Annotated in this window: 20 protein-coding genes and 1 pseudogene; 9 read left to right on the top strand and 12 right to left on the bottom strand. The window is 73.9% G+C overall.

The annotated features are described in order from the left end of the window. Nucleotide 1 precedes the first annotated feature (1 nt). From QOM21_RS25170 to QOM21_RS25160, 3 genes are all read right to left on the bottom strand, one after another. Nucleotides 2-1,264, bottom strand: coding sequence for an NAD(P)/FAD-dependent oxidoreductase (locus QOM21_RS25170; RefSeq protein ID WP_407553296.1), 1,263 nt, complete (start codon nucleotides 1,262-1,264; stop codon nucleotides 2-4). A 174-nt stretch (nucleotides 1,265-1,438) separates the two neighbouring features. Then, entirely contained in the window at nucleotides 1,439-2,872 is a 1,434-nt protein-coding gene (locus tag QOM21_RS25165; protein ID WP_407553295.1) for a deoxyguanosinetriphosphate triphosphohydrolase, read from the bottom strand. Then, on the bottom strand, nucleotides 2,869-4,098 hold the full coding sequence (locus QOM21_RS25160; protein WP_407553294.1) for a sirohydrochlorin chelatase: 1,230 nt from the start codon (nucleotides 4,096-4,098) through the stop codon (nucleotides 2,869-2,871). Before QOM21_RS25160 ends, QOM21_RS25165 begins: the two co-directional genes overlap by 4 nt. A 161-nt stretch (nucleotides 4,099-4,259) precedes the next feature. Here QOM21_RS25160 and QOM21_RS25155 point away from each other — a divergent pair, with 161 nt between their 5' ends. Both QOM21_RS25155 and QOM21_RS25150 read left to right on the top strand, forming a co-directional pair. Next, nucleotides 4,260-6,467 (top strand): molybdopterin oxidoreductase family protein, encoded by a 2,208-nt coding sequence (locus QOM21_RS25155; protein WP_407553293.1) that lies wholly within the window; start codon nucleotides 4,260-4,262, stop codon nucleotides 6,465-6,467. Between the two features lie 33 nt (nucleotides 6,468-6,500). Then, the gene (locus QOM21_RS25150; RefSeq protein ID WP_407553292.1) at nucleotides 6,501-6,812 is read left to right on the top strand and encodes a hypothetical protein; all 312 of its coding nucleotides are present in this window, start codon (nucleotides 6,501-6,503) and stop codon (nucleotides 6,810-6,812) included. Between the two features lie 37 nt (nucleotides 6,813-6,849). Here QOM21_RS25150 and QOM21_RS25145 read toward each other — a convergent pair whose 3' ends face one another. Beyond that, nucleotides 6,850-7,878: an adenosine deaminase gene (locus QOM21_RS25145; protein ID WP_407553291.1), complete on the bottom strand. Its 1,029-nt coding sequence runs from the start codon at nucleotides 7,876-7,878 to the stop codon at nucleotides 6,850-6,852. A gap of 135 nt (nucleotides 7,879-8,013) precedes the next feature. After that, nucleotides 8,014-8,460 (bottom strand): gamma-glutamylcyclotransferase family protein, encoded by a 447-nt coding sequence (locus QOM21_RS25140; protein WP_407553290.1) that lies wholly within the window; start codon nucleotides 8,458-8,460, stop codon nucleotides 8,014-8,016. Between the two features lie 177 nt (nucleotides 8,461-8,637). Between QOM21_RS25140 and QOM21_RS25135 the strand changes: the two genes are divergently transcribed. Continuing rightward, a complete protein-coding gene (locus QOM21_RS25135) occupies nucleotides 8,638-9,318 on the top strand; it encodes a vancomycin high temperature exclusion protein (RefSeq protein ID WP_407553289.1) in 681 nt (226 codons plus the stop codon). A gap of 17 nt (nucleotides 9,319-9,335) precedes the next feature. Here the strand turns inward: QOM21_RS25135 and QOM21_RS25130 are convergent, their stop codons facing one another. Further along, the gene (locus tag QOM21_RS25130; protein ID WP_407553288.1) at nucleotides 9,336-10,541 is read right to left on the bottom strand and encodes a hypothetical protein; all 1,206 of its coding nucleotides are present in this window, start codon (nucleotides 10,539-10,541) and stop codon (nucleotides 9,336-9,338) included. Between the two features lies 1 nt (nucleotide 10,542). Then, the gene (cutA, locus tag QOM21_RS25125) at nucleotides 10,543-10,944 is read right to left on the bottom strand and encodes a divalent-cation tolerance protein CutA (protein ID WP_407553287.1); all 402 of its coding nucleotides are present in this window, start codon (nucleotides 10,942-10,944) and stop codon (nucleotides 10,543-10,545) included. Between the two features lie 292 nt (nucleotides 10,945-11,236). On the opposite strand from cutA, the gene QOM21_RS25120 reads away from it, so the two are divergent. Further along, nucleotides 11,237-11,599: a cupin gene (locus QOM21_RS25120; RefSeq protein ID WP_407553286.1), complete on the top strand. Its 363-nt coding sequence runs from the start codon at nucleotides 11,237-11,239 to the stop codon at nucleotides 11,597-11,599. Between the two features lie 200 nt (nucleotides 11,600-11,799). Further along, nucleotides 11,800-12,495: a hypothetical protein gene (locus QOM21_RS25115; RefSeq protein WP_407553285.1), complete on the top strand. Its 696-nt coding sequence runs from the start codon at nucleotides 11,800-11,802 to the stop codon at nucleotides 12,493-12,495. 48 nt (nucleotides 12,496-12,543) lie between these two features. Here the strand turns inward: QOM21_RS25115 and QOM21_RS25110 are convergent, their stop codons facing one another. Next, nucleotides 12,544-13,329, bottom strand: a complete 786-nt coding sequence (locus QOM21_RS25110; RefSeq protein WP_407553284.1) for a sulfite exporter TauE/SafE family protein — start codon at nucleotides 13,327-13,329, stop codon at nucleotides 12,544-12,546. Between the two features lie 43 nt (nucleotides 13,330-13,372). Here QOM21_RS25110 and QOM21_RS25105 point away from each other — a divergent pair, with 43 nt between their 5' ends. Beyond that, nucleotides 13,373-14,224, top strand: coding sequence for an aldo/keto reductase (locus tag QOM21_RS25105; protein ID WP_407553283.1), 852 nt, complete (start codon nucleotides 13,373-13,375; stop codon nucleotides 14,222-14,224). 85 nt (nucleotides 14,225-14,309) lie between these two features. Here the strand turns inward: QOM21_RS25105 and QOM21_RS25100 are convergent. The 4 genes and pseudogenes from QOM21_RS25100 to QOM21_RS25085 all read right to left on the bottom strand — a co-directional run. Then, nucleotides 14,310-14,480, bottom strand: a pseudogene (locus tag QOM21_RS25100) (DUF4287 domain-containing protein); the annotation flags it as partial. Between the two features lie 25 nt (nucleotides 14,481-14,505). Beyond that, entirely contained in the window at nucleotides 14,506-14,700 is a 195-nt protein-coding gene (locus tag QOM21_RS25095) for a hypothetical protein (protein ID WP_407553282.1), read from the bottom strand. A 93-nt stretch (nucleotides 14,701-14,793) separates the two neighbouring features. Beyond that, the gene (locus tag QOM21_RS25090; RefSeq protein ID WP_407555800.1) at nucleotides 14,794-16,065 is read right to left on the bottom strand and encodes a ferric reductase-like transmembrane domain-containing protein; all 1,272 of its coding nucleotides are present in this window, start codon (nucleotides 16,063-16,065) and stop codon (nucleotides 14,794-14,796) included. 436 nt (nucleotides 16,066-16,501) lie between these two features. Further along, nucleotides 16,502-17,518 carry an Lrp/AsnC family transcriptional regulator gene (locus QOM21_RS25085; RefSeq protein WP_407553281.1) on the bottom strand — a complete coding sequence of 339 codons (1,017 nt, stop codon included), beginning with the start codon at nucleotides 17,516-17,518 and terminating at the stop codon, nucleotides 16,502-16,504. A 142-nt stretch (nucleotides 17,519-17,660) separates the two neighbouring features. Here QOM21_RS25085 and QOM21_RS25080 point away from each other — a divergent pair, with 142 nt between their 5' ends. The 3 genes from QOM21_RS25080 to QOM21_RS25070 all read left to right on the top strand — a co-directional run bounded on the left by QOM21_RS25080 (nucleotide 17,661) and on the right by QOM21_RS25070 (nucleotide 22,655). Next, nucleotides 17,661-19,040 carry an MFS transporter gene (locus QOM21_RS25080; RefSeq protein ID WP_407553280.1) on the top strand — a complete coding sequence of 460 codons (1,380 nt, stop codon included), beginning with the start codon at nucleotides 17,661-17,663 and terminating at the stop codon, nucleotides 19,038-19,040. Nucleotides 19,041-19,149: 109 nt separating this feature from the next. Then, a complete protein-coding gene (locus QOM21_RS25075; protein WP_407553279.1) occupies nucleotides 19,150-20,355 on the top strand; it encodes a M20 family metallopeptidase in 1,206 nt (401 codons plus the stop codon). Between the two features lie 140 nt (nucleotides 20,356-20,495). Then, the gene (locus tag QOM21_RS25070) at nucleotides 20,496-22,655 is read left to right on the top strand and encodes a glycoside hydrolase (protein ID WP_407553278.1); all 2,160 of its coding nucleotides are present in this window, start codon (nucleotides 20,496-20,498) and stop codon (nucleotides 22,653-22,655) included. Nucleotides 22,656-22,674: the final 19 nt, after the last annotated feature.

The raw sequence follows: 22,674 nt of genomic DNA, 5'->3' as shown, positions 1-22,674 counted from the left end.
GCTACGGGAGCAGCGAATCCAGCGGAACCTGCGGATCGGCCAAGGCGTCGGCGTCCAACGGCTGCCCGGACCTGATGAGTTGCTGGACGGGCCCGGCGACGTCCCAGACGTTGACGTTCATGCCGGCGAGTACCCGGCCCTCGGCGAGCCAGAAGGCGATGAACTCCCGCTTGCCGACATCGCCACGGCAGACGACCTGGTCGTACGAGCCGGGCGGGGCGTAGCCGGAGTACTCCAGGCCGACGTCGTACTGGTCGGAGAAGAAGTAGGGGATGCGGTCGTAGCTGACTTCCTGGCCGAGCATGGCGCGTGCCGCGGCCGGCCCGCCGTTGAGGGCGTTGGCCCAGTGCTCGACGCGCACCCGGGCGTCCAGCAGCGGGTGGTCGGCGGCCGCGACGTCGCCGGCGGCGTAGATGTACGGGTCGGAGGTGCGCATGCCGGCGTCCACGGCCACGCCTCCCCCGGCCGCCGGGTCGGCCAGCGCCAGGCCGGCCTGGGCGGCGAGGGCGGTGCGCGGGGCGGCGCCGATCGCGGCGAGCACGTCGTGGGCGAGGTGTTCCTCACCGTCGTCGGTGCGCACCGCCAGCACCATGCCGTCCTGCCCGACGATCTCGGTGAAGCGGGCGCCGAAGTGGAAGCGGACGCCGTGTTCGCCGTGCAAGTCGGTGAACAGGCCGCCGAGTTCGGGCCCCAGGACGTGGTGCAGCGGGGTCGGGGCGGCCTCGACCACGGTCACCTCGGCGCCGTAGGAGCGGGCCGCGGCGGCGACCTCCAGGCCGATCCAGCCGGCGCCCGCGATGACGAGATGGCCGTTGTCGCGGCCGAGCGAGGCGAGCACGCCGCGCAGCCGTTCGGCGTGCGCGAGTCGGCGCAGGTGGTGCACGCCGGCCAGGCCGGTGCCGGGGATGTCCAGACGGCGCGGCTCGGCGCCGGTGGCCAGCAGCAGCTTGTCGTAGGCGATCAGGGTGCCGTCGCCGAGGCGTACGGTCCTGGCTTCCGGGTCGAGGTGGACGGCGGGCTGGCCGAGGTGGAGTTCGATGTGGGCCTTGGCGTACCAGGCGGGTTCGTGGACGAAGACGCTGTCGCGCTCGTCCTTGCCGAGCAGGTAGCCCTTGGAGAGCGGTGGGCGCTCGTACGGGTGGTCGCGCTCGTCACAGATGAGGATCACCCGGCCGGTGAAGCCCTCCGAGCGGAGGGTCTCGGCGGCCTTGGCGCCGGCCAGGCCACCTCCGACGATGACGAACGTCTGGTGTGCGTCGACCACTTGCTTCCTCCTCGTTGCGGTGCCGTACGTCCGCTTCCGCGTCCGTGAACGCCCGGGTGGTGCCCCCGTGGATCATGCCCCCGTCGGTGTCGTTGGCGATGCTCCGTTCGAAACCGTCGAGTTCGAGCGTCCCGCACGGAGCGTGAGGGGGGAAGGGGGGCTGCCCCTCCAGGGTCACCCTCGGTTGCCTCGCGCGAGACCGGGGGGACGGGTGAGACGGGCGTGCAGAGAGCGTGCCGAGGCGTCCGTCAGGGCGGCGATCTGGTCGATGACGGCCCGCATCCGGGCGGTGTCGTCCTCGGCGGTTTCGAACAGCGAACGGAACTGCGGGTCAAGGCCGTCGGGGGCGCGGGCCAGCAGCGCCTCGGCCAGTTCGGCGATCACCACGCGCTGGTCGGCGCGCAGCGCTTCCTGGTCGGGCCGCTGCATGACGTAGCGGTCGGCGACGGCTTTCAAAACGGCGCATTCCAGCCGTGTTTCGGCCGGAACCACCAGCTCCGCCGCGTAGCGCGTGAGCGGGCCGTTTCCACTTCCGGTGTCGTGACGGCCCGGCAGGTGTCCCCACGCGGCCCGCGTCGCGGTCTCCGCGGCCTGGCAGAAGCGGCCGATCAGCTGGCTGGTGGCGTCCTTGAGGCGGGCCTGTGCGAGCGCCGTGCCGTCGTAGCCGTGCGGCCACCACTCCTGCTCCAGAAGGCGGTCCAGCGCCGCGGCCAGTTCCTCGGGGCCGGCGCCGGGTGCGTAGCGTTCACCGGCGACGGCGAAGATCTCGGCCCGTTCGGAGTCGGCGAGCAGGAGGTTGGGGTCGAGGTGTCCGGCGTGCAGGCCGTCCTCGACGTCGTGCACCGAGTACGCCACGTCGTCGGACCAGTCCATGACCTGCGCCTCGAAGCTCCGCACGGAGGTCGGTGCGCCCTGCCGGAACCACGCGAAGACCGGCAGGTCGTCGTCGTAGACGCCGAACTTCGGGGAGGCGGGGTCGGTGGGGTGCCCGCCGCGTGGCCAGGGGTACTTGGTGGCCGCGTCGAGAGCGGCGCGGGTGAGGTTGAGGCCGACGCTGACCGTCGAGCCGTCCGGCGCCGGGATGAACCGCTTGGGCTCCAGCCGTGCCAGCAGCCGCAGCGACTGTGCGTTGCCTTCGAAACCCCCGCAGGGCAGGGCCACTTCGTTGAGGGTCTGCTCGCCGTTGTGCCCGAAGGGCGGGTGGCCGAGGTCGTGGGCCAGGCAGGCGGTCTCGACCAGGTCGGGGTCGCAGCCGAGGGCGGCGCCGAGTTCCCGTCCGACCTGCGCGCACTCCAGGGAGTGGGTCAGGCGGGTGCGGGGGCTGGCGTCCCAGAGGTAGGTCTGCGAACCAGGGGTGACGACCTGGGTCTTGCCCGCGAGGCGGCGCAGCGCGGCGGAGTGCAGGACCCGGGCCCGGTCGCGCTGGAAGGCGGTGCGCCCGGGGCGCTTGTCCGGTTCGGAGACCCAGCGTTCGGCGTCGGCCTCGGTGTAGCCGGGCGTGTCCTGGTCGGCCGGGACACGTGCGGGTTCCCGGGAGCTCTGGCCGGAGGCGTGGCCGGGGCCGTGGTCGCCCGCGTCCCTGCCGGTGGTCGGTGGTGTACCCGTCATACAGCGACGGTAGCCGCCCTGGCGCCTTCCGGGTCGGATGCGGTACGCGCGAGGAGCGCCTGGTCGTAGCGGTGAAGTACGAGGCGGGCCAGGGAGGGGTGGTCGCCGAGGGGCGCGGCGGCGGTCCCGGGGGCGTCGGCGGCGCACTGCGCGGCGAAGCGTCCGGGGGCGGTGAAGCAGGCGGCGACGGCGATCCGGTCGTGGCCGCGGGCGGTCAGCAGGCGCACGGCCTCGGCGACGGTGGGGGTGGCGGCGGAGGCGTACGCGGGCAGCACGGGGACGCCGCCGAGCCGGGCCGAGAGCAGCTGCGCGATGCGGGCGGTGTCCTCGGCGGAGCGCGGCGCCCGGGATCCTGCGGAGGCCAGCACCACGGCGGTGCGGCCGATGCCCGAACGGTTCTGCGGCCGGTTCACGGCGCAGGGGCCGGCCGCCACCACCTCGCGGCCGAGGTCCTCGGCCGCGTCGAGAGCGTCGAAGGCGTCGCGGGCGTCCGGGCCGCCGCCGGCCTCGTGGGCGAACCCGGCCTCCAGAAGGCGGCCGTACAGCGCCTCGACCAGGAGCGGGTGCGGGCCCAGGGGCGCGGCGATCCGGCCGCCGAGGTGGGGCGCGTCCGCCAGGGCGGCGGGCAGGTCGTGCGTGACGTGGTACCCCCGGCCGAAGAGCAGCGGGACGAGGACCGCCTCGCCGCGCAGTTCGGCGAGGGTGTCGGCGAGCAGCGGCCGGTTCAGCTCGATGTGACCGAGGCGGACGGGCAGGCCGGGGCGGAGCGCACGGACCCGGTCAAGCAGCGCGCGGATGGTGCGCGGGGCCCGCGGGTCCCGGCTGCCGTGGGCCACGGCGACCAGGGTCGGAGCGGGGTGCGGGCGCGGGGCGGTGGTCATACGGTGCTCCAGGGCGGGGTGCCGGACGGCGGCGGCCTGCCGCCGGTCGGGCCGCTGCCCCGCGGGGCGCCGGTAGCCGTGCAGCCGGACCTTGCTGAGCTGGTGGCTCAGCTGGGCCGTGATCTCGGTGGCGAGGTCGGCCGTGCCCAGGGGAACGGCGCCGTCGGGGTGGTCGGAATCGTGGTGGTCGCGGGCGTCGGGGGCCGGGCGGCCGTCCGCAACGGCGCGGCCCTGGTGTGCTGCGCGGCGCCCGCCCTCTGCCGGGTCGGTCCGCGGTGCGAGGTCGTCGTTCGGTGCGAGGTCGATCGGGGCCTGGATGGGCTGGTGCGCTCTCGACGCCGTCATGGCCAGAGCGTGGCAGCGGTGCGTTGCGGGGCCGTTTCCGGCCGGCGAATTCCGTGTGCCGTCCGACCTCCGCCGGCGGGCCGCGCGCTGGGAGATCGCTGCCCCGTGGCCGAAACCCTCGTGATTCCTGCGTGTAACACCCCCGTACCACGCTGGCACGCATGAACGCCGCGACGGTCGACACCCACTGCCCCTACTGCGCCCTGCAATGCGGCATGGGCCTGCGGCCCGCCGGGCCCGGCACGGGGACGGCCGCCGGGGCCCGCGCCGCCGGGGCCCCGGCAGCCGGCGGGCCGGGTGTGGAGGTCGTGGAGCGGCCCGGTTTCCCGGTGAACCGCGGCGCCCTGTGCGGCAAGGGCAGGACCGCTGCCGAGCTGCTCGCCCCGGGAGCGCGGCTGACCACGCCGCTGGTGCGGAACACCGATACCGGGGTGCTGGAGCCGGCCGGCTGGGACGAGGCGCTGGACCGCGTCGCCGCGGGCCTGCGGCGGACCGGTGCGGCGCACGGCCGGGACGCGGTGGGTGTCTTCGGCGGCGGCGGGCTCACCAACGAGAAGGCGTACGCCCTGGGGAAGTTCGCCCGGGTCGCGCTCGGCACCTCGCAGATCGACTACAACGGCCGGTTCTGCATGTCGTCGGCAGCCGCGGCGCACGGCAGGGCGTTCGGACTGGACCGCGGTCTGCCGTTCCCGCTGGCGGACGTGGCCCGCACCGGCTGCGTCATCCTGGTCGGCTCCAACCTGGCCGAGACCATGCCGCCCGCCCTGCGCTACCTCACCGAGCTGCGGGAGAACGGCGGCAAGCTGATCGTCGTCGACCCGCGCAGGACCCGCACCGCCGAGCAGGCGGACCTGCACCTCGCGCCGCGCCCCGGCACCGATCTGGCACTGGCGCTCGGGCTGCTGCACCTGGTCGTCGCGCAGGGCCGCACCGATGAGGAGTTCATCGCGGCCCGCACCAGCGGCTGGGCGGAGGCGCGGTCGGCGGCGATGGCGCACTGGCCGGAAATGGTCGAACGGATCACGGGGGTGCCGGTGCCGCAGCTCCGCGAGGCGGTGGAGCTGTTCTGCGACGCCGCGTCGTCGATGGTGCTGACGGCGCGCGGCCCCGAGCAGCAGGCCAAGGGCACGGACACCGTGGGGGCGTGGATCAACCTGTGCCTGGCGACCGGCCGGGCGGGCCGCGAGCTGTCCGGCTACGGCTGCCTGACCGGGCAGGGCAACGGCCAGGGCGGCCGCGAGCACGGCCAGAAGGCCGACCAGCTGCCCGGCTACCGCAAGCTCGACGACCCGGCGGCCCGCCGGCATGTCGCGGAGGTGTGGGGCGTCGACCCGGACGAGCTGCCGGGCCCCGGGCGCAGCGCGTACGAGTTGCTGGACGCGCTGGGGCGTGACGTCCGGGCGCTGCTGCTGATGGGCTCCAACCCGGTCGTCTCCGCGCCCCGCGCCGCCCATGTGGAGGAGCGCATCCGGTCGTTGGACTTCCTGGCCGTCGCGGACGTGGTGCTGTCGGAGACCGCCGCGCTGGCCGATGTGGTACTGCCGGTCGCCCAGTGGGCGGAGGAGACCGGCACCACGACAAATCTGGAGGGCCGGGTCCTGTTGCGCCGCCGGGCGCTGGCCCCGCCACCCGGTGTGCGCACGGACCTGGAGGTGCTCAACGGCCTTGCGGCGCGCCTGGGTCGGGAGAAGGGCTTCCCGACCACGCCCGAGGAGGTCTTCGACGAACTGCGGCGGGCGTCGGCGGGCGGTCCCGCGGACTACTCGGGCATCACCTACCGGCGGATCGCGGAGGAGGACGGCGTCTTCTGGCCGTGCCCGCAGCTGCCCGAGGGCGGCTCCCCCACCGATCACCCCGGCACACCCCGCCTGTTCCTGGACCGCTTCGCGACGCCGGACGGCCGGGCCCGGTTCGTCCCCGTCACACACCGGCCGGCGGACGAGGAGACCGACGACGCCTATCCGGTCGTGCTGACGACGGGCCGGGTGCTTTCCCAGTACCAGTCCGGGGCACAGACCCGCCGGGTCGCCGAGCTGAACGCCGCCGAGCCCGGACCGTTCGTCCAGCTGCATCCGCGGCTCGCGGAACGTCTCGGGATCGCGGACGGCGAACCGGTCGCGGTGGTCTCCCGGCGCGGCCGGGCGGTCGCCCCGGCCCGGGTGAGCGGCGCGATCCGGCCGGACACCGTCTTCATGCCGTTCCACTGGCCGGGCGAAGGACGGGCCAACACCCTCACCAACCCGGCGCTCGACCCGACCTCCCGGATGCCGGAGTTCAAGGTGTGCGCGGTACGCCTGGAAGCCGTGCGGACGGGCGGGGCAGTGGAGACGGTTGAGGTGGGGGGATCCGAGAGGAACCCAGGGGCCTGATGGGGCGTGGAGGGGCCGGGGTAGCGTCGCGGAATGGACCTGAACCCCGAGTTCCCCGACCTCGACCCACCGACGCCGAACGAGCGGCGCGTGCACGAAGTCAGCAATCAGCTCTACGGCTTGTCAGCGGTCTTCGTGATGAGTTCGTGGGCTCTGCTCTACGCGTCGTTCGCCCTGGGGGTCAGCTTCTTGATATCGGTGCCCCACTTCGTGGGCGCGAACGGCGGTCTGCTGCTGATGTTCCTCGGGTGGCGCAACGACCGCCGCGAACTGGTCACACGGGGCACGTGGTGCATGGCGGCGGACCTGGCGCTCGTCCTCGTCGCCGTCGCGCTGACGAAGTGAACGCCGTGCGGGGCGCCGGCCCGCACGGCGCCGCGCCTCACAGCTGGTGGGCGTCCACTTCCTTCAAGTACTTCGCGCGCGTCGCGTCGTCGAGGAACGAGGCGCGGAAGGAGTTGCGGGCGAGGGTGCGCAGGGTCTCCGCGTCGAGGCCCAGGGCATCGCGCACGGCGGTGAAGTTGTCGTCCGCGTAACCGCCGAAGTAGGCCGGGTCGTCGGAGTTGACGGTCACCAGCAGGCCCGCGTCCAGCATCGCGGGCAGCGGGTGGTCGGCGAGGTCGTCGATGACCCGGAGCCGGACGTTCGACAGCGGGCAGACGGTGAGCGGGATCTGATCGGCCACCAGGCGGGCCACCAGCCGCTCGTCCTCCAGCGCGCGCACGCCGTGGTCGATCCGGTCCACGCCGAGCACGTCCAGGGCCTCCCACACATACGCGGCGGGGCCCTCCTCGCCCGCGTGCGCCACGCACTTCAGGCCGGCCTCCCGCGCCAGGGCGTAGACGTCCTTGAACTTCGACGGCGGATGCCCGACCTCCGCGGAGTCCAGTCCCACTGCCGTGATGCGGTCCAGGTGCGGGCGCGCCGCCTCGAACGTCGCCAGGGCCGACTCGGCGCTCTCGTCGCGCAGGAAGCACATGATCAGGCGGGTGCTGATGCCGTACCTCTCCTCGGCGCCGTCCAGGGCACGGGCGAGACCGCGGATGACCGTGCCGATCGGGACGCCGCGCGCGGTGTGCGCCTGCGGGTCGAAGAAGATCTCGGCGTGCCGGACGCCCTGCTCCTTGGCGCGCACCAGGTAGGCGTCCGCGAGATCGGCGAAGTCGTCCTCGGTGCGCAGGACGGCCATCAGCGCGTAGTAGAGGTTCAGGAACGACTGCAGATCGGCGAAGGAGTAGGCGCGGCGCAGCTCGTCCACCGAGGCGTACGGCAGGGTGACGCCGTTGCGCTCGGCGAGTGCGAACGCCAACTCCGGCTCCAGCGTGCCCTCGATGTGGAGATGCAGCTCCGCCTTGGGCAGCGGGGACCGGGGAGCTGATGCGGCTGAGGAGGAGGAAGGCACGCGGGTCACACCTGTTCTGCGGTTCGGAAAGGGCCCTCGGCGCGGGAGCGGTCCTCGCCAACGGAAAGGCCGCTCGGCGCGGGAGGAGTCGTCCAGGTTAACCGGCGGACGGGCGGCGGTGACGGCGGCGCCCGGGCGTCGCGCTCAACCGGTCCGCTCGGCCGCCGTCGTGCCCCGCCAGTCGCCGCTCCCGATGGGTGTGCCGGTGGCCCGCAGCCGGGCGGCCAGCGGCTCGGCCGCCAGATACACCCAGGCCCGCGTCGCCCCGCCGGCCGGGCCTACGGCCTCCGCCGCCACGCGTTCGTAGAGGTTCCCGGAGGCGCCGGGGGTGTGGCCCTCCAGCCGGTCCAGCGTCGTGAGCACGTCGTCGTAGTCGGCGTGCCGAGGGGTGATGAGCGCGCCGTGCACCACCGCGTCGGCCGGGCCCGCGACGGCGTACGGGTATCCGGGGCCTTCGTAGAGCAGCGCGCCGGCGATCCGGGCCGGCTCCTCGGCCTCGGTCCTGCCGCGCAGCGCCCAGGCGTGGTGGATCCCGCCGGGACGCAGCGTCCCGTAGACGAAGAACGGCAGACGCTCGGGCTGGGTGGTCACGGGTGCGGAATCCTCTCCGAAACGGTGCGGGGCCGCGCGCGGGCGCCGGTTTCGGGCCCACTGCAACCATGCCAGGCCGCAGGGCGTCGCAGCTTGCGGGATCGAACACGATCGCGAGTGCCGCCGCACGGCCCGGCCGTGGCCGGTGGCGTGGGGCGGGCGGGAAGAGGAGCACGGATGCGAGGGCTGCGGCCGGTGAGACGCCTACGGCTGCCGCGGACACGGGCGGGGTGGCGCCGCACGTACCAGGTGGCCGTGGCGCTGACGGTGTTCGCCCTGGCCCCCGCGACGTGGATGAACGCGACGGCGGGGCCCCGCGTCCGCACGGTCGCCGACGCGCCGTCCGCGCCGGTCGCCGTCGTCTTCGGCGCCGGCCTGTGGAACGGCGAGCCGTCGCCGTACCTCGCCCACCGGCTGGACGCGGCCGCCGAGCTGTACGACCGGGGGACGGTCCGCACGATCCTCGTCACCGGCGACAACAGCCGGCACGACTACGACGAGCCGGACGCGATGCGCGGCTACCTGCTGCGCCGCGGCGTCCCGGCCGCGAAGATCGTCAGCGATTACGCGGGCTTCGACACCTGGGACTCCTGCAGCCGCGCGCACCGGATCTTCGGGGTGGACCGTGCGGTGCTGGTCAGCCAGGGCTTTCATATCCGGCGCGCGCTGGCCCTGTGCGAGGCGGCCGGGGTCGAGTCGTACGGGGTCGGGGTCGCCGCCCGGCATGACGTCACCTGGGCGTACGGCGGGGTGCGGGAACTCTTCGCGGCGGGGAAGGCGGCGGCGGACGCGCTCCTGCGGCCCGATCCGCACTTCCTCGGGCCGCAGGAGAAGGGGCTGGCGGAGGCACTGCGCTAGCGCTTCGGTCAGGCCCTTCAGTCCCGCAAGGCGCGCGAGTAGAGGTCGAACACCTCGGGCCCGAAATAGGGGCTGTAGGAGACCCGGTCGTTCTCCGGGCCGCTGGGGCCACCACCGTTGAGGCCGCCGATGAGGCCGACGGCCGTGCCCGTGCCGCTCTGCTCGTCGAAGTGGGTCAGCCAGGGACCGCCCGACGTGCCGCCGTAGAAGCCGCCGCACTCCATCCGCAGTTGGCGGGTGCCGGCGAGCCGGCTGGTGACGGTGTCGCAGCGCACGGCACGGTCCTGCGGGTCATGGCGGACGCTCGGGTACCCGATGACGGTGACCTTGGTGGTGTAACCGGGCGTGGGGGCGAGGACGTTGGCGCCGGTGACCTCTTCGAGGGAACGGCCGCGGGCGTCGGGGGCGACGGTGGCGAAGGCGAAGTCGAGATCGGCCGCGGCACCGGTGGTGCCGTGCCCGGGGAGGACGTAGGTCTTGCCGATCGCCCAGACCCCGTACGGCTGGGTGGCCGCGCCCGAGCGGTAGCGGGGGACGAAGGCGGCGCGCGTGCCCGCTTCGCAATGACCGGCGGTGAGGATCAGGTTGCGGCGCGGGGAGCGCACCACGAACGCGGTGCAGTGGTGGGTCCGCGCGTCCTGGCCGACGGAGAACAGCACGCCGACGGACGGGACACCGTCGAAGTGCGTGCCGGAGACGGCGGCGGCGTCCGCGGGCCCGGCCGGCTCGGAGGCGGAGGCCGCGGCCTCTTTGGCAGGTGCGGCGTCTCTGGCAGGCGCGGCCTCTTTGGCAGGTGCGGCCTCTTCTGCGGGTGCGGTCTCGCCCGGGGGCGGATGGGCGGCGGCCATCCGTTCCGCGGTCCAGTAGGCCGCGGCGTCATGGCTGGTCCAGGTGGCGGGAGTGGTGGGGGCCGCGACGGTGGCGGGCGCCCCGGGGGCGGAGGTCGCTCCGGGAGCCCCGGGACCGGTGGCGGCGGAGTGCTGCGGGGCGGTCGCGCGGTCGGCGTACGCGGCGAAACCGGCGGGGTTGGTGATGCCTGTGGGGTCCTTGGCACCGGAGGCGCCCTCGGCCGCGTGGCTCGCGGAGGCCGTGACAAGACACAGCGCCGCGCCGCACACGGCAGCCGTCGCCCGCCTCCGGTGGCGGCTCGGCCAGGGGCGCGTCCGCACCTCGGCGCGGTCCGGCCACTCGGCGCGCTTCTGCCTCTCGGGTCTCTGCCGCACGTCAGCTCGTCTCCTTCGCGACCCAGGCCAGATACTCCGCGCTTCCCCGGGTGACCGGGGTAGCGATGATCTCCGGGGTGTCGTAGTCGTGCGCCGTGAGGAGGTACGCCTCCAGCGCCTCGTAAGCCGGGGCCGCCGTCTTGAACAGCACCTGCCACTCCTGGGTGGTCTCCACGGCGTTCTCCCAGCGGAAGACCGAGGTCACCGGTGCGCTGATCTGTGCGCAGGCCGCGAGCCCGCCCTCGATCGCGCCGCGCGCCAGCCGCTCGGCCTTGGGCTCGCTGTCGATGGTCGTCATGACGGTCAGGAACCGCGTCGGCTGCCCGGGCACGTCCGAAGGCCGGGCCGACTCGGCGAGCCCGGACGGGTCGGACGGTTCGTTCTGGAGGGTCGGATCGGCCACGGGGCGCACCTTCGGGACGGGAGCGGGACGGCATGGGGGCGGGACGGGGACGGCGGTCGGATCATCGCATCGTACGGTCGATGGTGATCATCTTCGTGGTGGCGGGACCGTGCCCCGCGGGCGAGCACCCGGACGCCCGCGCCGTGTGACGCCGAGGGCCCGCCGCCCGCGCCGATGGCCGCCGGGCGGCCCGCGGCGGCCCGGGCCTCGCGCCCCGGTTGCGCCCGCCCCCGCACCGGCAAGGATGGAAGAGGGATTCCCGCCGCCGGTCCGCACCCGAAAGGCCCGCACCATGGACGACCTCAACGCCCTCGCCCGCCGGCAGCTCGACGGCGCCAGGAGCGACCCGCACGGACGCAGCGCCTACCTCTTTGTGCACGACGGCCCGCTGCGGCAGACGGTCATCGCGCTGACCGCGGGCACGGCGCTGGACGAGCACAACACGCCGCCGTCGGCGAGTCTCCAGGTGCTGTTCGGCCGGGTCCGGCTGACCGAGACGCCCGAGGAGCAGGAGCTGACCGCCGGTCAGGTCATGGCCCTCCCACGCGAACGGCACGGCCTGAAGGCCATCGAGGACTCGGCGGTGCTGCTGACGGCCGTCACCGAGGTGCCGGAAGAGGAGCGCACAAGGACGGAGGCCGCGGCCCGCGGCTGAGCGCGCCCGAACTCCCCGGCCCCTCGCGTCCTCCTGCCGTCTGCCGGCTCCGGCCCGTGCAGCCGTGTCCTGCGCAACCCTTTTCCCGGCTCGGCGGTCAGACCTGCCGAGACGACGCTTCTCGCACCTTGGCGGGAGCGCGCTCAGGAGCGTCCTTGTGCACCTCCCTCGGGTGCACATCCCAGGGGGAGGAAATGATCATGGCCAAGCGCGCGTCTTCCGGCCGTACCGTCGTCGGCGCGGTGGCCGCGGCGACCGCCGTCGCGGGACTGGCACTGGCCCTCGGCGCCCCGGCCGCCGGGGCCGCGACCCACGGGGCGGCGGGCAGCGGTGACGCGGCCGTCCGCACCCTGCGGGTCCAGCCGCCGCCGTTCCTCAAGCCGGCCGAGCTGCCGCCGCACGCCTCCTCCGCGTGGTTCGCGGGCCCGGTCACCGCGGGGCTGCCGGATCCGGAGCCGTTCTGCCTGGACGGCGGCGTACTGCCGGCAGGCGAAGGCACCTACCACCGTTTCTTCCACACCGACTACGACACCCACGCCGCGCAGGTCGCCGTGGTGACCGGGAGCGCGGAGCAGGCCCGACGGCTCGCCGCCTCCTGGGAGACCACCGTCGCCGGCTGCGCCGCCGACTGGCTGCGGAACACCCCCGGCGGCACCGCGGCCTGGGACGACTACGGCACGGTCGCCGTGGGGGACGGCGCGCATGTCTACGGGGTGCACACCTCGGTGCCGGACTCCGAGCCGGGCGTGCACCTCTTCGCGGTGGGCCGCAGCGGGGCGCGGGTGACAGTGGTCCACTGGGCCCAGATGGGAGATCTCACGCAGGCACCGGTGAGCGCGTTCAAGAAGACGGCGAAGGCGGCGGTCGTCAAGCTCGGGTGGACGGTGGGGCGTTAGGGGAAAGTCGGGGCGGCTCGACCGGCCCGCTCGGGGCAGGGGTCGGCGTCATACCGCCAGCCACTGGTCGTAGGCCAGCTTGCACAGCAGGGCTACGACCACGACCACCAGCACCCCCCGGACGAATCCGGCGCCGCGCTTGAGCGCCATCCTGGCCCCGACCAGGCCGCCGACGAGGTTGAACAGCGCCAGAAGGGCGCCGAGTTGCCACAGGACGGTGCCCTGGACGGCGAACATCGTCAGCGCGCCGACGTTGGTGCAGACGTTGACGACCTTGGCGGTGGCCGAGGAGGCGACGAGGTCCATGTGCAGGATGGCGGCGAGCGCGACGACGAGGAAGGCGCCGGTGCCCGGCCCGATGAGGCCGTCGTAGAAGCCGATTCCCAGGCCCGCGACGAGGATCGCCGCCACGATCCGCCGCCTGCCGACCGGGCCGGACGGCGCCGGGGCGGTCCCGAAGGCGGGGCGGCAGAGGACGAAGGCCAGCACCGCGAGCAGCACGGCCATGATCAGCGGGCGCAGGACCTCGCTGTTCAGGCCCGCGGCGAAGAACGCGCCGGCGAGGGACCCGGCGGCCGCCGCGAGTCCGATGCGCACCGCGGTTCGCACATCGATCGGGGCCTTGCGGACGTAGGTGACGGCCGCCGCGGTGGTGCCGACGATCGCGGTGGACTTGTTGGTGCCCAGAACATAGGCGGCGGGCGTGTGCGGGAGGCCGACCAGGAGGGCGGGGAGCAGCAGCAGGCCGCCGCCGCCCACCACGGCATCGATCCAGCCGGCCGCGAGGGCGGCCAGGCAGAGCAGGGTCAGCGTGAACAGGTCTATGTCAGGCACCGGCCGATCTTACGAAGCGGCCCGCGTCCTAAGCTCCGCATTTATGGATGGTGAAACCACTTTTCGGCTGGGCGGCGATCTGCCGGTCCGCCGGCTCGGCCTGGGAACGGGCGGACTGGTCGGCCCCGGGTACTGGGGGCCGCGGCACGAGGACCAAGGCCGGCCGGTCGCGCTGCTGCGCCGGGCCGTCGAGCGGGGCGTCACGCTGATCGACACCGCCGACAACTACGGCCCCGACGTGGCCGAGGAGCTGGTGGCGCGCGCCCTGCACCCGTATCCGGCGGGGCTGGTGATCGCGACGAAGGGCGGCGTGGTCCGTACCGGCCCGGACGTGTGGCACATCGCCGGACGGCCCGAGCAGCTGCGCGCCATGTGCGAGGCGAGTCTGCGACGGCTGCGCGTGGAGACGATCGGCCTCTACCAGCTGCACCGGCTGGACCCCGAGGTGCCGATGGCCGAGCAGCTGGGCGCGCTGACGGACCTGCAACGGGCCGGAAAGATCCGGCACATCGGTCTGGACAGCATCGGCGTCGAGGAGCTGAGGCGGGCGCGGGAGATCGCGCCCATCGCGTCCGTGCAGAACCGCTACAACCTCCTGGACCGGGGTGCGGAGGAGCTGCTGGAGGCGTGCGAGGAGCGCGGCACGGCGTTCCTGCCCTGGTTCCCCCTGGGCAACGGCGCACTGACCGGTGACGCGGGCGAAGCACTCGCGGCGGTCGCCGCCCGGCACGGCGCCACCACCGGCCAGATCGCCCTGTCCTGGCTGCTGCACCGCTCCCCGGTCCTGCTTCCGACGCCGGGTACGGGAACGCCCGCCCACCTGGACGAGAACCTGGACGCGGCCCATATCGCGCTCACGGAGGAGGACTTGGCGCGGCTTGACAAGGTCGCGTGAGGCCACGGGGCGCCCCGAGGACTTGTCGTGCTGATCCGGCGCCGTTGAGCCCGGAGCCGGGCCCGCAGGTGTTCCATCTCCCGGTCTCCGCGCTGGTGTGGGCGACAAGGGCATGGGCGTGGCCGTGTCCCAGGCCGTGTTCGGTCTTGAGCCGGCTCACCAGCTCCATGTGCTGGGACAGGGGTGAGGTGTGGATGAGGTTCTTCCACTCGGCTGTCGACCGGCCGTACTTCTTCTCGATCGACGGAAAGCAGCTGAGGGAACGGGCAAGGAGTCACGACCTAGGGGGCGGCCTGCGGTTCGGCGGCTGTGGGGGCCGCGGGGAAACGGTCGGGGGCGGGTGGCGAGCCCGGGGTGACGGTCAGCGTCAGCAGGGTGGCGGTGAGCGCGCTCGCTCCCACCAGGCACGCCGTGAGCCCGCGGCGTGCCTTCAGGGTGGCGGCCGGGATGACGTGCGGTTTGCGGTGTCTGGCCATGGGCGGTGGTCCTCGCAGGAGTGGGGTCGCGGTGGGAGCGGGCCGGGCGGGAGCGGTTCGACGAGCGGGGTCGGTCGGGTCTGACGGGCGGTCTCAGAAGGCGAATTGCTCGGAGTGGATGCGGTGGGCGGGGACGCCTGCGCGCTCCAGGGCGATCACCGCGGCCGTGTGCATGCCGGGCGGGCCGCAGAGGTAGACGTCGTGCTCGTCCAGGTCGGGCACGAGGTTGCGCAGCGCGCGCGGGGACAGCGGGTCGAACGGCCCGTCGGACGGCCCGAGGAGGTAGTGCAGCGCCGCGCCGCGGGAGTCCGCGATGGCTTCCAGCTCGTCCCGCAGCACCAACTGGGCGGCGTTGCCCGCCCGGTAGAGGAGCGTGAGGTCCCCGGGCTCGCCGGGCAGGGTCTCGAAGAGGGCGCGCAGCGGCGTGATACCGACGCCACCCGCGAGCAGCAGCACCTTGGGTCGGGTGCGCCGGTGCGCGGTCAGCGCGCCGAACGGACCGGTGGCCAGGACCCGTACGCCGGGCCGGAGCCGGCGTATCCGGCGGGTGTGGTCACCGCACGCCTTGACGGTGATCCGCAGGGTGTCGTCGCGTACCGGTGCGGAGAGCGAGAAGGGCAACGACGTGCGCCACAGCCGCCGGCCGAGGAAGCGCCAGCGGAAGAACTGCCCCGGCTCGGCGCGCAGCGCGTCCAGCCCGATGCCCTGCATCACGACCGAGACCACGTCCGGTGCCTCGGTGCGAACCGCGATGATCCGCAGGCTGTGCCGCAGCGCCTGGCGTACCGGCACCACCAGGCGGTACCAGACGAGCAGCACTCCGACGGTGGTGTGCAGCATCGTCCACAGCCACGCCGCGAGCGGGCCGCCGGCCAGGTCCGGACCGGCGAGCTGGTGGGCGAAGGCCAGCGCGGCGCCCGCGTAGGTCAGCAGGTGGACCGCGCGCCAGGTCTCGTGCCGCACCCGCCGGCGGACCGCGCGGGCCGAGGAGAGGCCGACGCAGGCCAGCAGTGCGGTGCCGGCGGCGGCCGCGGCCAGACCCGGGTAGCCCAGCAGGCCGACGGCGGCGCTGAGGAGGTCGGTGCCGGTGTGCGCCGCGTGGCCGCACAGCGCGAGGACAGCGTGGGCGAAGCAGCAGGTCAGGACGTAGCGGCCGCCCAGGGCGTGCCAGCGTGCCAGCCGGTCCGCGCCGACACCGTGCTCGACGGCCGGCACCCTGGCCATCAGCAGCAGCATGACCAGGATTCCGTAGCCGGCGAGCAGGCCGCTGAGGTGCGCGAGGGTCGCGAAGAGCGCGTCGAGGCGCACCGAGGGCTCGGCCTGCACCAGCCAGAGGCCGACGACCGGCACCGCCCCGCCGAGCAGTCCGGCCCGCAGGGCAGCAGGCGAGGTCCGCAGCGGGGGCGCGGGCACCGGCGGGGTGCGCGTCGGCCGGGGCGGCACCGCCTGCGGGGTGATCCGCGAGTACAGCGGGTGGGTGGGGAGCGGGTCGGCGGGGGCCGTGGGCGGGGTGAGCGGGTCGGCGGCGAGGGCGTCCGTGGCGGGGGCGTGGGAGGTGTCGGCCTGGAGGGTCACGGGTCGAAACTACGGCCGCGCAGGGCATCGAAACAGCAGGTCAGCAGGGAATTCCCGTTCCTTAAGGCGCCCTTGAGGAACGGCTGATCGCGGGTTAAGGCAGGCCCGTGGAACCGGGCTCTCGGGAGGGCGGCACACGGCCTGAGGGCCTGCCGGGGAAAGCGGCCGTCGGGGTCGGCGGCCGAGGGCGGTGACCTGGCGGGCCGCGCACTCTCCCGCCGCGTCGTCACCCCGCCCAGGGGTCCACCGGGACGACATCCGCCGCCCGGCCCCGCGCGTCCAGCAGCCGCCCCATCAGCTTGGTCTGCCGCAGCACGATCGCCCGGTCCCTGAGCTGGAGATGCGGCAGCCGCTCGCCGAGTTTGGTCTCCAGCCGCTGCACGTCCTGGATGGTGTGCAGCCACACCGTGAACAGCAGGTTGTGCGGGCCGGTCACCGACGCGCACAGCCGCACCTCGGGAAGGGTCAGCAGAACACGTACCGCCTCCGCCAGCCGGTCCGCCGGAACGACCGCCCACAGCGTGGCCGACACCGGCCATTCGGTCAGCTCACGCGCCACTTCGCAGCGCAGCGCCAGATCGTGGTCGGCGATCAGCCTGCCGACGCGGCGGCGGACCGTGGGGGCGCTGAGCCCCACCGCCCGGCCCAGCTCGACCGCGCTCCCCCGTCCGTCGCGGGACAGCTCGGGCAGCAGCGCACGATCGGGCCCGTCGAGCCCCGTGGAGCCGCTGCGCGGCGGCGGTGAGCTGAGGCGCAGCCGCTCGCTCTGCACCGTGCTCAGCGCGCGCAGACGCCAGCGGCTGCCCTCGCCGTAGAGGCGGGTGCCGATGGAGGCGCGGGTCGCGGTGACCCCGGGCAGCGCCGCGATCCGGCGGAGCAGCAGGTCGGACAGCGCGCCGAGGCCGGGCACGAAGACGGTGGTCAGCAGGTCCCGGCCGCCCGCCATGTGCTCGACGGTGGCGACCTGCGGCAGCCCGACGAGGGTCTCGGCGACGTCCTCGACGCTGCCGGCACGGCAGTCGATCTCGACGAAGGCGGTGCAGATCCGCTCGATGAGCCGGCGCCCCGGATAGCCGGTGACCCAGGCGAGCCCGGAGCTCTCCAGCCGGTTCCAGCGGCGGGCGGCGGTGACCGGGTCGATGCCGAGGACCGGCGCGACGGTCTGCCAGGACGCGCGCGGCGCGATCTGCAGGGCGTGCACCAGCTGCGCGTCGAGGCCGCCGATGACACCGCTTTCCTGCATGACGTCCGTCCTGCTGAGTGTTTCCTGCACTCCAAGCCTATTCCGTTCTCGTCGGTAGCGGTGCTGAGCAGCATGGCCTCCCATCCAGGCACCGCCGGAAAAAACCGGGGAATCCCCCGGGCCCATCGGGAAGAGGTTGGCGATGACTTCAGCGGTCTCCGACAGCGCGGCGGACGACGCCCGCGGCGCGAGCACAGGCACCGGAACGGCCAAGGACGCTCCCTCCCCGGGCCCGGTCCGGGACGCGGCGGGGCGCAACGGCAAGGCCGGCCGGAAGGCGCTGCTGGCGGCCACGGTCGGCGGCGTCGTCGAGTCCTTCGACTGGACGATCTACGCGGTGCTCGCGCCGTTCTTCGCCGCCCAGCTGTTCCCCGGCGACGACCCGGTGACCGCGCTGATCGGCGCGTACCTCGGCTTCGCGGTGGGCTTCGTCGTACGGCCCTTCGGCTCGTACGTCATGGGGCGGATCAGCGACTCGCGCGGCCGGCGCTTCGGGCTGACGCTGAGCATGGCGATCATCTCGGCGGCGAGCGTCCTGATCGCGGTGCTGCCGACCGCGGCGGCGATCGGCACGGCCGCGCCGGTCCTGCTGGTGGTGCTGCGACTGGTGCAGGGCCTGTCGATGGGCGGCGAGAACCCCAGCGCCGCCGCGTACGTCACCGAGACCGCCCCGCGGGGCCTGCGCTTCCTCTACAGCGCCATCTCCTACTCCGGTGTCGTCATCGGCAACATCCTGTCCTTCGGGGTGCTGACCCTGCTGCTGGCCACCCTCGGCAGGGACGGCGTGACCGACGGCGGCTGGCGGATCGGCTTCCTGCTGGCGGCGGCTTTCGGGCTGCTCGCCCTGTGGATCCGGCGCAGCGCCGAGGAGAGCGAGGAATTCACCGAGCAGGCCGCGAGCGGGCCGGCCACCACGTCCGCCGGACGCCGCGCGCTGTACCGCGCCGGTGCCCGCAACATCGCCGCGGTGTTCATGATCTCGGTCGGCGGAACCATCGGCTACTACTTCGGCACCACCTATCTCCCGCAGTACGCCGCGCAGTTGGGCGTCGCGTCGGACACCGAGTCGTCGGCGACCATGCTGCTGCCGCTGCTCGCGCTGATCGCCGCGATGGTCGGGGTCGGGCGGCTCGCGGACCGGCTGGGCGCGCTGCGCACCCTGCGGGCCGGGGTGGGACTGCTGGCGCTGGCGACGGTGCCGCTGATGACGGCACTGGCGCACCGGGCGCTGCCGATGTGGGCGGTCACCCTCGTGTACCTGCTGCTGATCGCGGCGCCCATCGGGCTGGCGAACGTGCTCTTCGCCCAGCTGTTCCCGGTCGCCGTGCGGGTGGTGGCGATGGGCGTGCCGTTCACCGTCGCCACCGGGCTCTTCGGCGGCACGTTCCCGCTGCTGGCCCAGACGCTCGGCAAGGCCGGGCACCTGACGCTGGTGCCCTGGTGGGCCGCCGGGGCCGCGGTCCTCGCCTTCCTCGGCACGTTCGTGATCCGCCTGCCGGACCGCGACAACCGCCCGGCCTGACCGGTCCGTTCGCAGCCGAGGACCCGACGACCGGGCCCCGGCAGGTAAACCACCCGGTCGCTCTGCCCCTTTCCTCCCGCCTCCCTCCCCTCTCACAGAAGGAGCTCGCATGAACCTGCGCGACGACGCCCGAGCCCTGTCCGACGACCTCGTACGGATGCGCCGCTCGCTGCACCGCATTCCCGAGGTCGGACTCGACCTGCCCCGTACGCAGGAGGCGGTCCTGGCCGAGCTGGACGGTCTGCCCCTGGAGGTGCGGACCGGCGACGGGCTGAGTTCGGTGACGGCGTTGCTGCGCGGCGGGCAGCCGGGCCCGACGGTGCTGCTGCGCGGCGACATGGACGCCCTGCCGGTCGCCGAACGCACCGGGCTGGACTACGCGGCCGACACCGGTCGGATGCACGCCTGCGGACACGACCTGCACACCACGATGCTGGCCGGCGCCGCCAAACTGCTCTCCGCACACCGCGACCGGCTGGCCGGCGATGTGCTGTTCATGTTCCAGCCCGGCGAGGAGGGCTTCGACGGAGCGCGGCACATGCTGGCGGAGGGCCTGCTCGACGCGTCCGGGCAGCGGCCGGACGCGGCGTACGCGATCCACGTGATGTCCGCGGGCCTGCCGAGCGGCGTGTTCGGCACCCGCGGGGGCCCGGCGCTGGCCGCGTCCAACGTGCTGCGGGTGACCGTCCGCGGCGAGGGCGGGCACGGCTCGATGCCGCACCGCGCCAAGGACCCGATCCAGGCCGCCTGCGAGATGGTCGGCGCCCTGCAGACGTGGATCACCCGCACCTTCGACGTCTTCGACCCGGTGATCCTTTCGGTGGGCACCTTCCACGCGGGCACCCAGCAGAACGTCATTCCCGAGACCGCGGTCTTCGAGGCGACGGTGCGCAGCTTCTCCGCCGCCGCGCAGGCACGGGTCAAGGACGGCACGGTGGAGGTCTGCCGGGGCGTCGCGGCGGCGTTCGGGGTGAGCGTGGACGCGGACTTCGCCGAGCTGTACCCGGTGACGGTCAACGACCACGCCGAGGCGGGCTTCGTGACGGACGTGGTACGCGAGGCGCTCGGCGAGGAGCGTTTCGCCACGCTGCCGCAGCCGCTGCACGGCTCGGAGGACTTCTCCCGGGTGCTGGCCGAGGTGCCGGGCGCGATGCTGACGCTGGGTGCCCCGCCGGCCGGCGCGGACCCGGAGCGCAGCCCCAACAACCATTCCCCGCTGGCCGAGTTCGACGACGCGGTGCTGGCCGACGGCGCGGCGGTGTACGCGGAACTGGCCGCCCGGCGGCTGGCACAGACCCCGGCGGGTGCCGCGTAGGGACACCGCGGAGAAGCAGAGCGCCGCGTAGGAGGCGGAGCCGGAGGAGGGCGGTTGCGGACCCGAGCAGGGGCCCGTCAACTCCCTCCTCCGGGGCGGTTCTTAGAAGGTTCTTAAGCCCGCTGACTATCCACATCACCATGGAATCCCAGTCCCCGTCCGTTCCCGAGGCCGCCCCGGGCACCGCGCCCGGCGCCGCCCCGGACAGCGCTCCCTCGTCCCTCGTGTCCCCCGCCCTCGTACAGCCCCCGCGGAAGGGCCTCCGCCGCCGCGGCACACGCGTGCTCGCCGCCTCCCTCGCCCTGACCGCCACCGCCGCCTGCGTCACGGGCTGCGACAGCGCCTCGGCCGGCACCCTCCACGGCAGCCGCCTCGAACTCCCGGTCACCGGCGGCACGGCCGTCGTCGACACCGTCTCCCTGGGAGTGACCGCGCGGACCGGCGACGGCCGGAAGCTGGTTCTCTCCGACCCCGCCACCGGATCACTCGGCGCACCGGGCCCGGTGACCCGCACCGCCGACGGAGCGCGCTGGCGCTACCCCGCCAAGGGGCTGACGGTGACGGCCCGTTCGGAACACGGCAGGCTGCGGATCGGAATGCGGTCGGACCGCGACGGCTCCGTGAACTGGCCCGTCACCGGCACCGACCCGGCCGCCTCCGCCGTCCAGCTCCCGCGCGGCGAGGGCCTGGACATCCCCGTACGGGACGCCTTCTGGAACTCGGAGAAGGGCGGCCTTGCGGGCAGCACCGTCGACGTGGGCGCCGAGCTGTCCCTGCCGCTCTGGGGCTACAGCATGCGCGGGCGGAAAGGCCCCGGCAGGGCGGAGGGGCGTAAGGACTCCGGCGGATCGCCCCGTCCGGGCGCCGGCGGCGGGTCCGGCAGCCGGTACGGCGTCAGCTATCTCACCCCCACCGACCTCGGCACCTCGCTCCGCTTCACCTCCACCGGCGGCCGGCTGCGGGCCACCGCCGCCCATGCCTTCGACGCGGGCGAGGGCACCCGGGACTACGACGTCACCTTCGCCCTCACGGACGGCAATCCGGTCGCCCCGGCCGGCGACTACCGCTCCTACCTCGCCGAGCACGGCCAACTCGGCAGCCTGCGCGAGAAGATCGAGAAGAATCCGGCCAACGGCAAGCTGCTCGGCGCCTTCCACGCCTATGTGTGGGGCGAGGCCCGCACCGCCGCGGGCGTGCGCCGCATGCAGCAACTGGGCCTGGACCGCATGTGGCTCGGCTACGACGCGGGCCCCGGCCCGATGAACGCCGAGGCCGTGCGCGCCGCCAAGAAGGCCGGCTATCTCGTCGGCCCGTACGACTCGTTCGCCAACGGGCAGGACCCCGAGACCGCCGACAGCCCGACGTCGGCCTGGCCGGGCCGGGTCTACCCGGACTTCTGTATACGAAAGGCGGACGGCAGCGCGCAGAGCGGGTTCCACGGCCGGGGCTGCTATCTCAGCTCGCGCGCCTTCGAGAAGGCCGAACCCCGCACGCACTACCTCGCCGACCGCACCCGCTCCATGGTCGCCAACGGAGCGGACAGCTACTTCCTCGACGTCGACGCGACCGGCGAGGTGTTCCGCGACCACGCGCCGGGCCACGAGATGACCAAGGCGGGCGACCGCGAGAGCCGGCTGGCCCGGATGCGGCGGCTGGCGCGGAACCTCGTCCTCGGCTCGGAGACCGCCCAGCCCTGGGCCAACAAGGTGCTGGCCTACGACCACGGCGCGGGCACCCCGGTGGCGGACGGCCTGTGGAAGCTGGAGCGCGACAAGGAGAACTGGGGCGGCTACTACCCGCAGGACGCCCCCAAGAACTTCTTCAAGCCGGTGCGGCTGCCCGCCGATGTGGCCACCGCGATGTACGACCCGAAGTACCGCGTCCCCCTCTACGAGACCGCGCTGCACAGCTCCCTGGTCAACGCCGAACGCTGGGAGCTGTCCTACGACAAGCTGCCGGAGCAGAAGACCACGCGCGCGCTCCTGGCGATGCTCTACAACACCCCGCTCAACTACGTACTCGACGGGCCGACGCTGAAGCGGAACGGAGCCGAGCTCGCCGCCCTGCAGAAGTACTTCTCCCCTCTGCACCGCGCCGCGGGCACCGAGCGGATGACATCCTTCCGGTGGCTGACCGACGACCGCGGCGTGCAACGCACGGTCTTCGGCGACGGCACCCTGACGGTGACCGCCAACTTCGGCAGCACGGCGTACAAGGGTCTGCCGGGCGGCTGCGTCGACGCCCGGCTCCGCGAGGACTCGAAACCGCGCCGCCTGTGCCCGGCGTCCGCCGCCGGGTGATCCACCGCTGAACCGCAGC

It is taken from the genome of Streptomyces sp. Pv4-95, from assembly GCF_045782725.1.
Taxonomy (GTDB): Bacteria; Actinomycetota; Actinomycetes; order Streptomycetales; family Streptomycetaceae; genus Streptomyces.
This window is presented reverse-complemented; position numbering and strand designations above follow the sequence as displayed.

Coding starts and splice junctions, on each gene's coding strand:
- QOM21_RS25165 (WP_407553295.1), bottom strand. CDS start 2,872: ATGACGGGTACACCACCGACCACCGGCAGGGACGCGGGCGACCACGGC.
- QOM21_RS25160 (WP_407553294.1), bottom strand. CDS start 4,098: ATGACGGCGTCGAGAGCGCACCAGCCCATCCAGGCCCCGATCGACCTC.
- QOM21_RS25155 (WP_407553293.1), top strand. CDS start 4,260: ATGAACGCCGCGACGGTCGACACCCACTGCCCCTACTGCGCCCTGCAA.
- QOM21_RS25150 (WP_407553292.1), top strand. CDS start 6,501: ATGGACCTGAACCCCGAGTTCCCCGACCTCGACCCACCGACGCCGAAC.
- QOM21_RS25135 (WP_407553289.1), top strand. CDS start 8,638: ATGCGAGGGCTGCGGCCGGTGAGACGCCTACGGCTGCCGCGGACACGG.
- QOM21_RS25120 (WP_407553286.1), top strand. CDS start 11,237: ATGGACGACCTCAACGCCCTCGCCCGCCGGCAGCTCGACGGCGCCAGG.
- QOM21_RS25115 (WP_407553285.1), top strand. CDS start 11,800: ATGGCCAAGCGCGCGTCTTCCGGCCGTACCGTCGTCGGCGCGGTGGCC.
- QOM21_RS25105 (WP_407553283.1), top strand. CDS start 13,373: ATGGATGGTGAAACCACTTTTCGGCTGGGCGGCGATCTGCCGGTCCGC.
- QOM21_RS25095 (WP_407553282.1), bottom strand. CDS start 14,700: ATGGCCAGACACCGCAAACCGCACGTCATCCCGGCCGCCACCCTGAAG.
- QOM21_RS25085 (WP_407553281.1), bottom strand. CDS start 17,518: ATGCAGGAAAGCGGTGTCATCGGCGGCCTCGACGCGCAGCTGGTGCAC.
- QOM21_RS25080 (WP_407553280.1), top strand. CDS start 17,661: ATGACTTCAGCGGTCTCCGACAGCGCGGCGGACGACGCCCGCGGCGCG.
- QOM21_RS25075 (WP_407553279.1), top strand. CDS start 19,150: ATGAACCTGCGCGACGACGCCCGAGCCCTGTCCGACGACCTCGTACGG.
- QOM21_RS25070 (WP_407553278.1), top strand. CDS start 20,496: ATGGAATCCCAGTCCCCGTCCGTTCCCGAGGCCGCCCCGGGCACCGCG.